Source organism: Mesobacillus foraminis (genome assembly GCF_004340465.1).
GTDB classification, from domain to species: domain Bacteria; phylum Bacillota; class Bacilli; order Bacillales; family Cytobacillaceae; genus Mesobacillus_B; species Mesobacillus_B foraminis.
The window spans coordinates 15,523-28,599 of record NZ_SLVV01000014.1; the positions used below are offsets into that span (position 1 = coordinate 15,523).

Consider the following 13,077-nt stretch of genomic DNA (forward strand, 5'->3'; position numbering starts at 1 on the left):
CGGAATCTTGCTCCCAATAGGAGGAACTTGCCGAAAGACGGCCTCTTAAATAGAAAACAGATACCCCTTGGCCACTTCTATAGACAGTAAAGGGGTGTTTTGCTGTGTTTAGAATCCTAGAGTCAGCTGTTCATATGTCTTTATTCTTTCTTTTCCATAGTATCCATATCGCAAATAAAAAAATAATGGCAATTAATGCACCTATTTGCCATTGTGTTCTTGCATTTAGGGCAACGTCGATGGAGTAAGCTTCAATGTAGAGAGCAGGTATCTTTCCGGCCGTAGAGGCTGCGGCAAAAGACAAGGTTCGCATCTTGCTGTATGCAGCGGTTAAGGTCACCAAGCCGGAGGGGATGAAAGGTAACAACCTCAGGAATAGTACAAGAAAGACAGCTTCCATCCCGTCCGTTTTCCTTAGCCGGTTCAGGAACGTATTCATAAACTTGGCTTTTTTTTTGGCTTGATGGAATTATGGCAAGTCCTTTTCGGTAGAGGAGAAAGCAAACCACTGCCCCAATGGCCTCTCCGGCAATGGAGAGGAGCAATCCATTTGCAAAGCCCAAAACCAGGATGTTGGCCGCTGTAAGAAAGGCGCTTGGCAAAATACCCGAGATGGCTATGAGTGTATTAAGCAAGAGGCTAATCAACATGAAAAGAAGGGGATGAGAACCTATACGTTCAATTAAAAATTCCATTTCTTGCTCTAAGCTCACCCATTTGTATCTCACTCCCCAAACAGTGATCAAATGACTTTCTCGGTTTTGAGATATAGTTTTTTTTGAAGCAGCTGTACTTCCCGGGAGCCAAATAGAGGGCCAGCAAGTCGAGCAACCCTATTTCATCATCTACCCACAAAATGGTTTTCAAGTGATATTCCCCTTTACCCTTTATATGATATACAACTTTTTATCTATCCATTGTATCAAATCAGATACTTGATGAACGCCCATCCTGTGATGAAAAGAGAGCTAGTTAAGACCGGAAATATGGTAATCATTTGCCGGGTTTCCTTCTTTTGCAGCCGCAAATATTCCTTGTAACTGATGTCGCCCCTGGCAAAACGTAAACCAGCCTCGCTCGGTTCAATCTCATAAATGTTTCCTTCATTGTCTTTTATGGTGATCTTTGTGATCAGTTCGAGTAGATTAATATGTTCATTTGGGAGATCAATGCTTTTGCCTTCTGTATAAACGATTCTTACAAGCCGATATATGGACTCTTTATGAATCCTCTCATACATTCTATGTGTTTGTAATTCAAATGCATGGTTGGAAACACACATGATGTTCACCTCACTATAATTATATTAGGAAACAAGCGAAGTGGGAGAATGTTTTTGCTTTTAATCAGTTAGTATCCCATAAGCTTAACAGAAATAACTTTTCACGATCCACTTGTATTGAAGCTGCCTGACAGATGCCTATCGTAAATGGCTCATTACTCCTTAAATGCTATTCAACTAAAACAACCCCAGCCTAAACATAAGCACGGGGTCTTCCAGAGGCCACGAATAAAACCGTTCAGGAAACCACATAAAACAATACCAGCACCAATAAATGGACGATGGTGTGGTTTTAAACGTTATTGGAATTCTATAAACGCAGAAGAAAGGTTTAGCCAGTTTGAAAGTGTTTTTTCTAACACTTAGTAAATGAAAGTAAAAGTTTGCTTAAACTTCAAAACGCCTTATCAATTTTCAATTATGTCATGAAATCCCCTGATGAATTCTTTTCAGCTTTTATTTGAACATGAATGTACTCTTTTAATAATGATATTAGCGAAGAGTAATGTTCTATTAGATGTTGTAAAGTGATCTCTACACTGGCCGGAAAGGCTATTCCCTGTTCTAACATGGTTGAATATCTCTTTACTTGTTTTTCAAAATACATCAGAACTAGATACGGGCTATCTACTAATAGTTTTTTCATGTAATCATTTACCTGTTCTTCAAGAAATGCAACCCTGTCTTCACTTGGTTTTTTATTCATATATTGCTTCTCTCCCATTAGTTTTTTACCAAAAAGGAATAAAAATAGGTTCTTTAACTATAAAGCATTTGTTCTTCAAAATTTGTTGTTTTTTGTAACAACTTTAAGGGCATTCTTCTTTTTTAAATATTTATATATACCTATTTATATTTTTGTTTGTTAAAAAGGAAACGACATGTACCTAACACGAAAACATGTCTGTCTTGGAAATGGCTGCCAATGGTGATGATCGAATATCCATCAACTATCAAATCCAATTTGTTTTTTCCATCCTGCTTTCAAAGTAAAAGAGGGCCCATTAGAAAGGGACCGGTATTTTGCCGATAAAACAACTTTTTATAGGTACTAAAGTCCTTCTTCAAGTGCATAAGATTGCTTCCGGAATTGCACTCTAAAAAGAGTCGCATTCTTTTTTAAAAAATCATTTAAATGGGGTACACACTTATGACGGGAATTCTGTTAGCCCTTCTGGCTGCTGTTACATGGGGCTCCATTGTCTTTGTAAGCAACAAGCTTGGCGGGGATGAGGACAGCCAAATCCTTGGGACCACGGCTGGAGCCTTAATTTTTGCCATCGTAGTCTACCTTTATAAGCAGCCTGATTTGTCACCGCTTATCTGGACTGTCGGGGTGATTTCCGGCTTGTTTTGGTCCGTCGGGCAGAAAAATCAGTTTGGGGCTGTCCGGTATTTAGGGGTCGCCAAAACGGCGCCGATGTCGACGGGCTTACAGCTGATTGGGACAACCTTCTTTGGAGTCTTTATTTTTAAGGAGTGGCAAACAACTGCAAGCATTGTAATTGGACTGGCCGCCCTTGTCTGCATTATTGCCGGCGCTTTGCTGACTTCGCTTAATAAAGGAGAAGGCAACGGGGAGGGGAAGAGCCTCAAAAAAGGATTTCTTGTCCTGCTTCTTTCCACTGCTGGATATATCGGGTATGTGGTCCTGATCCGCTGGTTCAATATCGATGGCTGGGCTGCCGTCCTCCCTCAAGGAATTGGGATGGTGGTGGGCGCAATTCTCATGACCATCCGGGACAAGCCCTATAACAAGTATGCCCTGCGCAATACTATAACGGGCATCCTGTGGAGCACGGGGAACCTCGGGCTTCTGCTTGCCCTGCCTTTAATAGGTGTAGCGACAAGTTTTTCTCTGTCACAAACGGGGATTGTCATTTCCACTATTGGCGGCCTTTTCTTTTTAAATGAGCGCAAGAGTAAAAAGCAGGTATGGAAAGTGCTGCTGGGGTGTCTGCTGATTATCATTGGCGGCGTGCTGCTGGGCTTTACTAAGAGATAAAGAGGAGTGAGCGTTATGTATCCAAGTCTTGAAGGAAAAGTTGTCGTCATCACTGGCGGATCAACCGGGCTCGGGAAGGCAATGGCGGAGAGGTTCGGTAAAGAAAAAGCAAAGGTTGTTATTAATTATTATAGTGAAGACCAGATGAAGGAGGTAAAAGGCATCATCGAGACCATCGAAAATGCCGGGGGCAGGGCAACCGGCATCCAGGGAGATGTCACAAAGGAAGAGGATATCAAAAGGATGATTTCGCATGCCATGGAGACATTTGGCTCAATGGATGTCATGGTCAACAATGCAGGCATCGAGAATGAGGTCCCCTCAGAGGATCTTACACTTGAAGACTGGAACAAGGTGATTTCCACCAATTTGACCGGCCAGTTTTTAGGGTGCCGGGAAGCTATCGACTACATGCTGGAGCATAAAATTAAAGGATCAGTAATCAACATGTCTTCTGTACACCAGGAAATTCCCTGGCCGCACTTTGTCCATTATGCAGCAAGCAAAGGCGGAGTCAAGCTGATGACCGAAACGCTGGCGCTTGAGTTCGCACCGCATGGAATCAGGGTTAACTGCATAGCACCGGGGGCAATTGATACACCAATCAATGCAGAAAAGTTTTCTGACCCGGAACTAAAAAAAGGTGTAATCGAGCTGATTCCAATGGGATATATTGGCAAACCCGAGGAAATTGCCGCGTGTGCCGTATGGCTCGCGTCAAGCGAAGCCAGCTACGTTACGGGACTCACTCTCTTTGCTGACGGAGGCATGACCCAGTACCCCGGGTTTCAAGCAGGCAAAGGCTGAGGCATCCGAGGAATGGCAAAAACTTTAAAAATGAAACCTTCCTGCAAAATAAAAACGTCTGCCGTCGACGGCAGACGTTTCTCTTTTTTTGGCTCTATTTCTGGCTCTATTTCTGGCTTATTTCTGATTAATGATGGTGCTGATGACCCCAGCCCTTGGATGGATTCGTGATTTCAAACTTTTCTTCTGGAACATAGAAAAATTGAATCCAGACTCCATCAAGCCATTCTTCGTCCCGCTTGTCCAATAAAACTGGGATATCTTTATCAGTTTGGACAATTTCATCATGTTCCTTTGGATCGTCAAAAGTGAGCGCATAATGAGCATGGTTTCCATGCATTTCTGTTATCACAACTCTAGGATATTTTCCTTTCTGCTCTGGCTCACTTAATAGTGAATTTATTATTTTAGCTGCGTTACGGTTCATTTTAGCTTTCATATCATTCACTCCCGGGTTTTCGTCATGATGCATGCTTCCTTTTTACTATACCCAATATTGGCTGTCTCCTAAAGTAATTGAGCTTGGGAATCGATGCTGAAGAAATCATTAAACCTGTATAACACGAAAGAATCAATACACCTGAAGGAAAGTTACTACACTTATTTACCTTTGGCCCACTCCAATTAGACTTTATTTGCATAGGCATATAAAGAAAAAGGAGGTAAGGCTAGATGTATCCTTATAGAAATGCATACCATCGGAATGATGAAAGGTTTCTCGGCTTTTGGGGCTTGCCCCTGGCAGGTGCCTTTCTTGGCGGATTAATCGGCGGAGGAATAGGGGGAGCGTTTGGAAGCCGTCCCTGGGGATATCCTTATCCGGTCTATGGCGGCTACCCGGGCTACGGCTATCCTGGCTATGGCTACCCTGGGTATGGATATCCCGGTTTCCGGCCGTACTAAGGACATTCCCATTTAAAATAGCAAGAAGCAAACAAAAAACTTTGGAATGGTATTTCCAGAGTTTTTTGTTTTTCTTAGATTTTCACCTTTATAGACAAAATTAAGAAAACCTTAAGAGTCTCTTAAAAAAAACTTTAGAAATGGTGTATATACTATGGGTACTAAGGCAGCCTGCTGAAAATTTTTAAGAAATATTAGGAGGAAGATTAATTGGAAGATTCGATTATGTTTACCATTCACTCATGGCCTATTTTAGTGTCCGCATTCTGTATTTTTTTGCTGTACCTGTTTTTTGGAACAAAGTATCGGGCGGGACAGAATCTTGTACTCATCACATTTGCACTGTATCTGTCAGCCGTCATCCATTTAGTGTTCTTTCCGATTGAGGTGAATATCGGGAAGTATGCAAATCTTACACCGTGGTATAAAACGATCAATTTCATCCCAATTTTAACGATCGATCTGACAACCTTTGTGTTAAATATTCTCATGCTGCTGCCGTTTGGAATGTATTTACCATTAATATTCGGTAAAGCAGACTCAGTAAAAACCATCATGAAGAAAGGTTTATTATTCAGTTTTACACTGGAGACACTCCAATTAATCATTAGGATCACTTTGGGGAGCGGCAGGAGCACGGATGTGAATGACTTGATTGCAAATACCCTTGGAGCTGTGATTGGATACTTGATATTTAGGAAAATGTATAAAATTAAAGCACTGAAATCAATTCTGTCTAAGCTAATGGTAAAAGAGAAAAAACTGGAATATCAGGGATAATCGATCCCCAGTCTCTTGTTTGGAGCAGTTTTGACATGAGCAAAATGATACTGGCTGCAGGCGGGATGAACTGATTGCCAGCCGGATTGGGTTGCACCTGTTCAACTAGGGGTACCAGATAAAAACAAGCTGGAGTTTTTTTATAAGTGCCCGTTACATAAGGGACTATGTCTTTCCATATAACATCATTCCTATCGGCAAAACAAGAAATCCGGGGTGCATGCTGAGCTTCCCGGATTTCTTTATTTATATATTTTCTATTTTTATGAAACTCCCGGAAACCATCCAGGGGTGTTAACAATGGCATTCCACAATGGATCAGGAACGACCAATTCTTCTTGTTTGCTCTTGTCCAGCTGCGTTACAATTTCGGCTTCTTTTCCTTCTTGGACCTTTTGAACCCAATCAGGATCAATGATCAGCTCTCTCCCTAATGCCAGTAAAGGAACTCCTGTCTTAAAGGCTTTGCGGGCATCTTCAGCAGAGTAGATCGAACCGACGCCGATCAATGGGACGCGATTGTCGATCGTTTCAAGCAGATAATCAATCCTCGTTTTAGTAAGGTCCTCAACACCTCTTCTTGGCGCAGAAAAGAAATCATTTAAAGAAACATGCAGATAATCCAGGCCTTTCCCGGCTAAAGCATCGACCAGCTTGAGAGTATCGCCCATTGTAATTCCCGGTGTTTCCGGCTCTTCCGGCGAGAAACGGTAGCCGACAATGAAAGGAGCTTTTGCATGTTCTTTCACTGTCTTTTTGATTTCATCGACAATGGCAAGAGGGAAGACCATCCGCTTCTCCAGACTGCCGCCAAACCGATCTTCACGTCGATTTGAATGAGGGGAGAAAAATTGCTGGATCAGGTAGCCGTTTGCTCCATGAATTTCAACGCCGTCAAATCCGGCTTCAATCGCACGGCGGGTGGTTTCTCCGAAAGCATCGATGATTTCTTCCACTTCTGCTTCCGTTAACGCCCTCGGCTTTACATCCGGTTCATCAGTGGAAACGCCGCCTTTTTCAGCCGGCACATCACTTGCAGAGACAATTTCCCCATTTGGAACCAGTTCTGGTGGACACATTCTTCCCCCATGGAAAATTTGCAGGACCGCTTTTGCGCCTTGTTCCTTGATGGCTTCCGCAAGCTGCTTCAAACTCGGAATCATGCCATCATGGTCTGCGCCAAATTGGCCATGGAATCCTTTTCCATTCGGAGTGACATATGTACAGGCTGTAATCACCATGCTTACACCCTTCGAGCGGCGGGCATAATAGTTCACTTCTGCATCGGTAACACTTCCGTCGGGGTTCGAGGAGAAGTTCGTCATTGGCGCCATTGCGATGCGGTTCTTTAACTCGACCCCATTTGGGAGCGTATAGGTTGACAGCAAAGGCTCATTGTCTGGGTTCATGTTTATGCTTCCTCCTTGTTGAGGTAAATTTAAAAAATCTTTACTTCACTTAAGCTTGGCAAATATGCTGCATCTTATGAAAAATCATAAGCAATTATATATTTTACATTCCATAGAACAGCAGAGGAAATAAAATGCCTCTTCATGGAAATGGAAGGAGGTTTTGGAGGAACAAGAAAGCTGTTATTCGGTTAGCGAATCTATACGCAGAAGGTAAAAATTTGGACGATTTTACAATCCAAAAGGGTATGGTTTTAATAGGGAAAAAGCAATCCTTATAATCGAAAACTGGGACAGAAGACGGACTGCATGAAGACAAAAAGACTAGGAGGAAAGAACCTTTTGTAAAATTCTAAAAATTTAGTAAACAAACGAAACTAGTGAAATGGTAAAATAATCAAGATGAAGTTTGCTGATAGGGAGGTGGTGTCTATAAATCAATTTTACTATTGAAATAAACGGCGGAGTTGAGAAGGCAGTACTATGGGATTAAAAGATTAAGGGAAATGTAATATAACCTGAGGGGGAAAATCATGAAATACGATAAGGCTTTTATATGGCTGCTTGTTCTGTCCGTACTGGCTTCATCGGTATTATTGGGTGAAAGTAGAACAGCAGAGGCGGCCGCAATTGATTCAATTCCAAACACGACAAGAAGTATTAAGGATTACGACAAAAGCTTTTTGTCCGTACCTGGTTTTGCTTCATTGGGAGTGAATGAACGAAGGAGTTACATAGACACCCCGTATTATCGTCAGGTTAAAACTGGGAGAGAGTTTTTGCAGGCTATTTTAGATGCAAGAAGCGGCAGTGTAAAAGTAATTGAAGTCGCGAAAGACCTAAACTTGGGATGGACTGATTTAAACCTGACTTCAGAAGAAGCGAAAAAGTATAATTTTATCACAAAATATCGAAATCCCATGAATGGATTCACCAATCCTGCGATTGCTGCCTCTGGTGTATCACAATTAAATATTGCCAATGTAGATGGGTTAACGATTTTTTCGAAAAAAGGGAAAACCATCAGACATGCAGAAATAAAATTGCAAGCATCGAGCAAAGATCTGATTTTGAGGAATTTGAATTTTGATGGAATGTGGCAATGGGATGATACCGGGAAACATAAGGAAGTAGGCTGGTCTTTTATTAAAGTGAATGGTGCAAATAATGTATGGATCGACCATTGTACTTTTTCGATTGCTGCCGATGGATTAATTGACCTCGAAAATGGCGCTTCCAATGTAACCATTTCATGGTCTGAATTCGGACTGCAGGCCAGCGAAAATCCTCCTCCTGACAGTGATATCTATCAATCCATTTCTTTTATGGAAAGTAAATACGTTTCAAATGAGCTTGGTCCAGACAGTGTCTACTTTAAGATGCGGAATGCAGGCGCTACGAAAGAACAGATCATGGCTTATGCTGCTTACCACAGTAAGGGCCATTTAAATGGTTCAGGAGATAAAGACTATGTCAATTATGTAGATAAAAATGGTGTGGAAGTGAAAGACGGAAATCAACGAATCCGGCTGACCATTGCCCATTCCCGCTATAACAATATTGGGCAAAGAATTCCGATGATCCGTCAGGGTGTTGGTCATATGTATAATTGCTATATTGATAATTCCACCCATAATGATGTACTGGAAAATGTTGAAGCTATTGCGGCTTATGGAACTGATACGCTGTCACGCGCCCTGAATGCCAGAAATGGTGCTTCGATTGCTGCAGATTCTTGTGTGTTTAATGATATTAACGAGCCGATTACAGGAGCGGAAATTCAAGGTCTGGATACCGCAAATATGGATCAAGCCTGGGCTGAACGATTCCAGCACGCTTATAACCAAAATTTAATCGTAAACTCACAGCTAACCAATCAATTTGGAAGTTATACAGGGAGCAGCTGGGATCATTATGGAGAAAACCTCTTCACAAAAGGTTTTACCTGGTATGACAAATCCACGATTGGAAAGTGGTCATGGTCTTCCCATATTGTGGGGAGCGAGGAGATGAGCAAAACAAATCCCCCTGCAGAGCCATTTACCTTCCAGTATAATTATAGTGAAAAGCTGCCTTATGCATATAATGTGGTTCCATTAGACAGTGTTTTGCAAACGTTAACATCCTATGCAGGCGCAGGCAAAGTGAATATGAGTCCTGTAGATTGGCTTAAAACAGAATATAGTACGAAGTAAAACGGAATCGTGCAGCCAGCTCAGTGTAGCCTAAGGACGTGTTGGCATGATGAGTAAATGGAGCCAAAGGGGAACTCTGAAAAGTGAAGAGACTTCCAAGAGGAGTTCATGAATTCAAAAACCCCACTTCTGCAACCGTGAAAAGTGTTTTATCAGGGAACAGAACATATAGGGTTTCTGTATGTGCTCCGAAACCGCTCGAAGAACTTGAGCAAGGATTGATGATCCTTAAACGTTTGCTTTATAATCTTAGCTAATTTGTTTGCCATACAATTATTATATTGTATGGCTTTTTTGATGCGTGTTATGATGATTCAAATCAAGTTGGAGGTTATAAAAATTTGAATTAGGTTTTTTAGAAAAGGGGTTAGGAGATGTTACAGAAAGATCGTGTAAAAGCGTTGGACGTTCAAACAGATACGATACAAAGCTACATTCAATCGTCAGAAAAACGAAATTCGTTATACAAGCGTACGTTAACCATTGTAAGTATTTCACAAATTTTTGGTGGGGCAGGTTTGGCTGCAGGAGTTACGGTGGGTGCCCTTCTTGCACAGCAGATGCTCGGTACTGATGCGTTTGCTGGACTTCCTTCAGCTCTGCTGACATTAGGGTCAGCTGGAGCAGCTTTGCTGGTTGGGAGACTCTCTCAGCGCCATGGGCGCCGGACTGGCCTGACAGCAGGTTTTATGATCGGTGGACTCGGAGCCATAGGGGTTATAATTGCAGCAATAATAAATAGTATTTTCCTGTTATTTGCTTCCCTGCTTATTTATGGTGCGGGGGGCGCAACAAATTTACAAGCTCGTTATGCAGGCACGGACTTGGCGAATAGTAAACAGCGGGCAAAAGCCATTAGTACGACGATGGTTTTTACCACATTTGGTGCAGTAGCAGGTCCAAATTTAGTAAATGTGATGGGGAATTTCGCTGTTTCTATTGGCTTTCCATCCCTTTCTGGTCCTTTCATTTTAGCAGCGGCAGCTTATATTTTAGCAGGTTTGGTCCTTTTCATTTTGCTTCGTCCAGAACCATTAGTTATAGCAAGAGCGATTGAAGCGACAAGTCAGGAACGTAACGAAAAAGGATATTTGCCAGCAATTGATCATACTGAAAATAAAAGAGGCATAATCGTTGGTGCAACGGTCATGGTTCTTACTCAAATTGTAATGGTAGCGATCATGACGATGACACCAGTTCATATGAGACATCATGGCCACGACCTGGGTGCAGTAGGTCTTGTTATTGGTTTTCATATAGGTGCCATGTATCTTCCTTCACTGGTTACAGGTGTCCTTGTTGATAAGCTGGGGCGAACGGCAATGGCTATTGCCTCGGGAACTACATTGCTTCTGGCAGGGGTAATAGGAGGATTTGCACCAGGAGATTCTATAGTTCTGCTGATTATATCTCTTTCTTTACTTGGGTTAGGATGGAACTTTGGTTTAATAAGCGGGACTGCGCTTATTGTTGATTCAACTGAAAGTTCTACACGAGCTAAAACTCAAGGTACAGTGGATGTTTTGATTGCACTGTCAGGAGCAGCTGGGGGAGCCTTGTCTGGAATGGTTGTAGAAGGCTCCAGTTTTCTTACATTATCGTTAACTGGAGGAATTTTATCCTTATTGCTAATTCCAGTAGTGATATGGTCTCGTGGTGGTAAAAATTAGCAAGATTGTTTTTAAATCATGAAAGTTGGTAACCTGACAAAGATAGAAACAAAGATAAGTTTAATTGGGCTGTGAAACTGAACAGCATGGAAATGTTTTTTTCAGAAGAGATGTGCAGGGCACTTAATTGTGTTTATTACTTGTCATTCAGTAAATAATCCTTAAAATAAGGAAGGAAAGGTGTGGACATATGGAAGATAAGCGATTTAAAATTGCACACCGGGAAGCAATCATCGGTGTCATTCTTGTGTTAGTCAACTTTGCCATCTGGTATGGCTTTGCGTATGGTCTCGGAAATCAGGATCCGGCGACATATGCGTACATTCTCGGTTTTCCGGCATGGTTCTTTTACAGCTGCATTGCCGGTACGATTTTCATGATCTTGTTAATAGTTGCGGTTATGAAGTTCGGCTTTACCGAAGTTTCACTTGAAGAGGAAGATGAAGAATGCACTGGCAAGTAATTATTCCACTTGCACTATTTTTAGTTATTATTTTCTTTATTGGGTTTTGGGCAAATGCACAGGTCCGGCAATCGGACTCGTTTCTGTCCGACTATTTCCTTGGCGGGCGTGAAATGGGCGGCTTCCTGCTCGCAATGACCATGATGGCGACCTATGGAAGTGCATCAAGCTTTATTGGCGGTCCCGGGGTAGCGTATCAAACAGGGCTCGGCTGGGTGCTGCTTGCTATGGCTCAATTGCCTGCCGGGTATTTTGTCCTGATGATATTAGGGAAGAAATTTGCAATCATTGCACGTAAATATGAAGCCATTACGTTGATTGATTTTCTCAAAGGCCGTTATCAATCCAATGCGATCGTGCTGCTTTCTGCGATTGCTATTTTTGTGTTTTTATTCGCTTCGATGACAGCACAATGGGTGGGCGGAGCACGTTTGATTGAATCATTAACAGGGCTTTCTTATCGAGGGGCACTGCTAATTTTTGCAGTGGCCGTGCTTGTCTATGTCATTATTGGCGGTTTTGCGGCAGTGGCTTTGACCGATGCGCTGCAAGGTACAGTGATGATGATCGGGACAGTGATCCTTCTTGTAGCGGTGATCATCGAAGGCGGCGGGGTTTCTGCAATTATGGCTGAACTGGTTGCAGAGAATCCAAATTTGGTTTCCCCGTATGGAGCGGATGCCAGCCTTTCGCCACTTTATGTATCGAGCTTCTGGATTTTAATAGGAATCGGTGTAATCGGCCTGCCGCAAATTGCCGTGCGTGCGATGAGCTATAAGGATTCGAAGGGGATGCATCGCGCCATCATCATTGGAACCATCGGGATTGGCACCATTATGTTCGGGATGCATTTAATCGGTGTTTTTGGACGAGCCGTGATTCCGGGGATTGAAATAGGCGATAAAGTAATGCCAACCCTAACACTTGATATTCTGCCGCCGGTTCTTGCGGGGATTGTTTTGGCTGCACCAATGGCAGCGATTATGTCAACGGTGAATGCGTTATTAATTTTAGTCAGCTCAACGGTTGTAAAAGATGTGTACTTAAACTTTATTAAGCCAAGTGCAAAGGATGCAGAAATTAAACGGATGAGCTTCATAGTGACAACTGCGGTTGGAATCGCTGTTGTGCTATTTGCTCTAAATCCTCCGGAACTGTTGATATGGTTAAATTTATTTGCGTTTGGCGGGCTTGAATCGGCCTTTTTGTGGAACGTCGTGCTGGGTCTTTACTGGAAAGGCGCGAATAAATACGGAGCGATTGCTTCCATGGTCGTCGGACTTGTTTCTTATGTTTATATTTATCACTTCCATAATAATGTATTTGGGATGAACAGTGTAACAATCCCGGTACTGGTATCACTGCTTGTGTTTGTACTTGTAAGTTTAGGGACCAGGCATCTTGCCAGCCCGCAAAATGATTTTAACAAAAAACCATCTATTTGATTTTTCGAATAGGTGGTTTTTTTGGTGAAGTGTAAAATCGAATGAAATTAAACGAACACCTGTTTATTCTGTTGAAGATTTGATGAAAGGGAAGGTAAATTTAATCTTCAGTAGTTTG

General features: G+C 42.2%; 15 protein-coding genes and 1 pseudogene. 10 read left to right on the top strand and 6 right to left on the bottom strand.

From position 1 onward, the window contains the following. Nucleotides 1-130: 130 nt before the first annotated feature. Nucleotides 131-439 (bottom strand): VTT domain-containing protein, encoded by a 309-nt coding sequence (locus tag EV146_RS28010; RefSeq protein ID WP_338419226.1) that lies wholly within the window; start codon nt 437-439, stop codon nt 131-133. Between the two features lie 92 nt (nt 440-531). Here EV146_RS28010 and EV146_RS28335 point away from each other — a divergent pair, with 92 nt between their 5' ends. Further along, nucleotides 532-666, top strand: coding sequence for a hypothetical protein (locus EV146_RS28335; protein ID WP_338419227.1), 135 nt, complete (start codon nt 532-534; stop codon nt 664-666). A gap of 12 nt (nt 667-678) precedes the next feature. Here EV146_RS28335 and EV146_RS27710 read toward each other — a convergent pair whose 3' ends face one another. The 3 genes from EV146_RS27710 to EV146_RS22645 form a co-directional block, all read right to left on the bottom strand. Beyond that, complete coding sequence (locus EV146_RS27710) at nt 679-867, bottom strand: hypothetical protein (RefSeq protein WP_199232710.1); 189 nt, start codon at nt 865-867, stop codon at nt 679-681. A gap of 55 nt (nt 868-922) precedes the next feature. Further along, a complete protein-coding gene (locus tag EV146_RS22640; RefSeq protein ID WP_132011005.1) occupies nt 923-1,282 on the bottom strand; it encodes a hypothetical protein in 360 nt (119 codons plus the stop codon). 418 nt (nt 1,283-1,700) lie between these two features. Continuing rightward, on the bottom strand, nt 1,701-1,988 hold the full coding sequence (locus EV146_RS22645) for a hypothetical protein (protein ID WP_121612509.1): 288 nt from the start codon (nt 1,986-1,988) through the stop codon (nt 1,701-1,703). Nucleotides 1,989-2,432: 444 nt separating this feature from the next. On the opposite strand from EV146_RS22645, the gene EV146_RS22650 reads away from it, so the two are divergent. Beyond that, a complete protein-coding gene (locus EV146_RS22650) occupies nt 2,433-3,287 on the top strand; it encodes a GRP family sugar transporter (RefSeq protein ID WP_132011007.1) in 855 nt (284 codons plus the stop codon). 15 nt (nt 3,288-3,302) lie between these two features. Continuing rightward, complete coding sequence (locus tag EV146_RS22655) at nt 3,303-4,094, top strand: glucose-1-dehydrogenase (protein WP_132011009.1); 792 nt, start codon at nt 3,303-3,305, stop codon at nt 4,092-4,094. Between the two features lie 127 nt (nt 4,095-4,221). Here EV146_RS22655 and EV146_RS22660 read toward each other — a convergent pair whose 3' ends face one another. Next, nucleotides 4,222-4,533: an iron-sulfur cluster assembly accessory protein gene (locus EV146_RS22660; protein WP_132011011.1), complete on the bottom strand. Its 312-nt coding sequence runs from the start codon at nt 4,531-4,533 to the stop codon at nt 4,222-4,224. A 233-nt stretch (nt 4,534-4,766) separates the two neighbouring features. Here EV146_RS22660 and EV146_RS22665 point away from each other — a divergent pair, with 233 nt between their 5' ends. Together EV146_RS22665 and EV146_RS22670 are read left to right on the top strand one after the other, a co-directional pair. Beyond that, a complete protein-coding gene (locus EV146_RS22665; protein ID WP_121612512.1) occupies nt 4,767-4,997 on the top strand; it encodes a hypothetical protein in 231 nt (76 codons plus the stop codon). Nucleotides 4,998-5,207: 210 nt separating this feature from the next. Beyond that, nucleotides 5,208-5,777, top strand: a complete 570-nt coding sequence (locus tag EV146_RS22670) for a VanZ family protein (RefSeq protein ID WP_132011013.1) — start codon at nt 5,208-5,210, stop codon at nt 5,775-5,777. Nucleotides 5,778-6,040: 263 nt separating this feature from the next. Here EV146_RS22670 and EV146_RS22675 read toward each other — a convergent pair whose 3' ends face one another. After that, nucleotides 6,041-7,186 (bottom strand): NADH-dependent flavin oxidoreductase, encoded by a 1,146-nt coding sequence (locus EV146_RS22675; RefSeq protein WP_132011015.1) that lies wholly within the window; start codon nt 7,184-7,186, stop codon nt 6,041-6,043. A gap of 533 nt (nt 7,187-7,719) precedes the next feature. Here EV146_RS22675 and EV146_RS22680 point away from each other — a divergent pair. From EV146_RS22680 to panF, 5 genes and pseudogenes are all read left to right on the top strand, one after another. Continuing rightward, complete coding sequence (locus EV146_RS22680; RefSeq protein WP_132011017.1) at nt 7,720-9,381, top strand: pectate lyase family protein; 1,662 nt, start codon at nt 7,720-7,722, stop codon at nt 9,379-9,381. 161 nt (nt 9,382-9,542) lie between these two features. Further along, nucleotides 9,543-9,638, top strand: a pseudogene (locus EV146_RS28015) (hypothetical protein); the annotation flags it as partial. A gap of 117 nt (nt 9,639-9,755) precedes the next feature. After that, nucleotides 9,756-11,051 carry an MFS transporter gene (locus EV146_RS22685; protein WP_132011019.1) on the top strand — a complete coding sequence of 432 codons (1,296 nt, stop codon included), beginning with the start codon at nt 9,756-9,758 and terminating at the stop codon, nt 11,049-11,051. A 190-nt stretch (nt 11,052-11,241) separates the two neighbouring features. Continuing rightward, on the top strand, nt 11,242-11,514 hold the full coding sequence (locus EV146_RS22690) for a YhdT family protein (protein ID WP_132011021.1): 273 nt from the start codon (nt 11,242-11,244) through the stop codon (nt 11,512-11,514). Beyond that, nucleotides 11,499-12,959, top strand: coding sequence for a sodium/pantothenate symporter (panF, locus tag EV146_RS22695; protein ID WP_132011023.1), 1,461 nt, complete (start codon nt 11,499-11,501; stop codon nt 12,957-12,959). The genes EV146_RS22690 and panF overlap by 16 nt, the downstream gene beginning before the upstream one ends. The last annotated feature ends 118 nt before the right edge of the window (nt 12,960-13,077 follow it).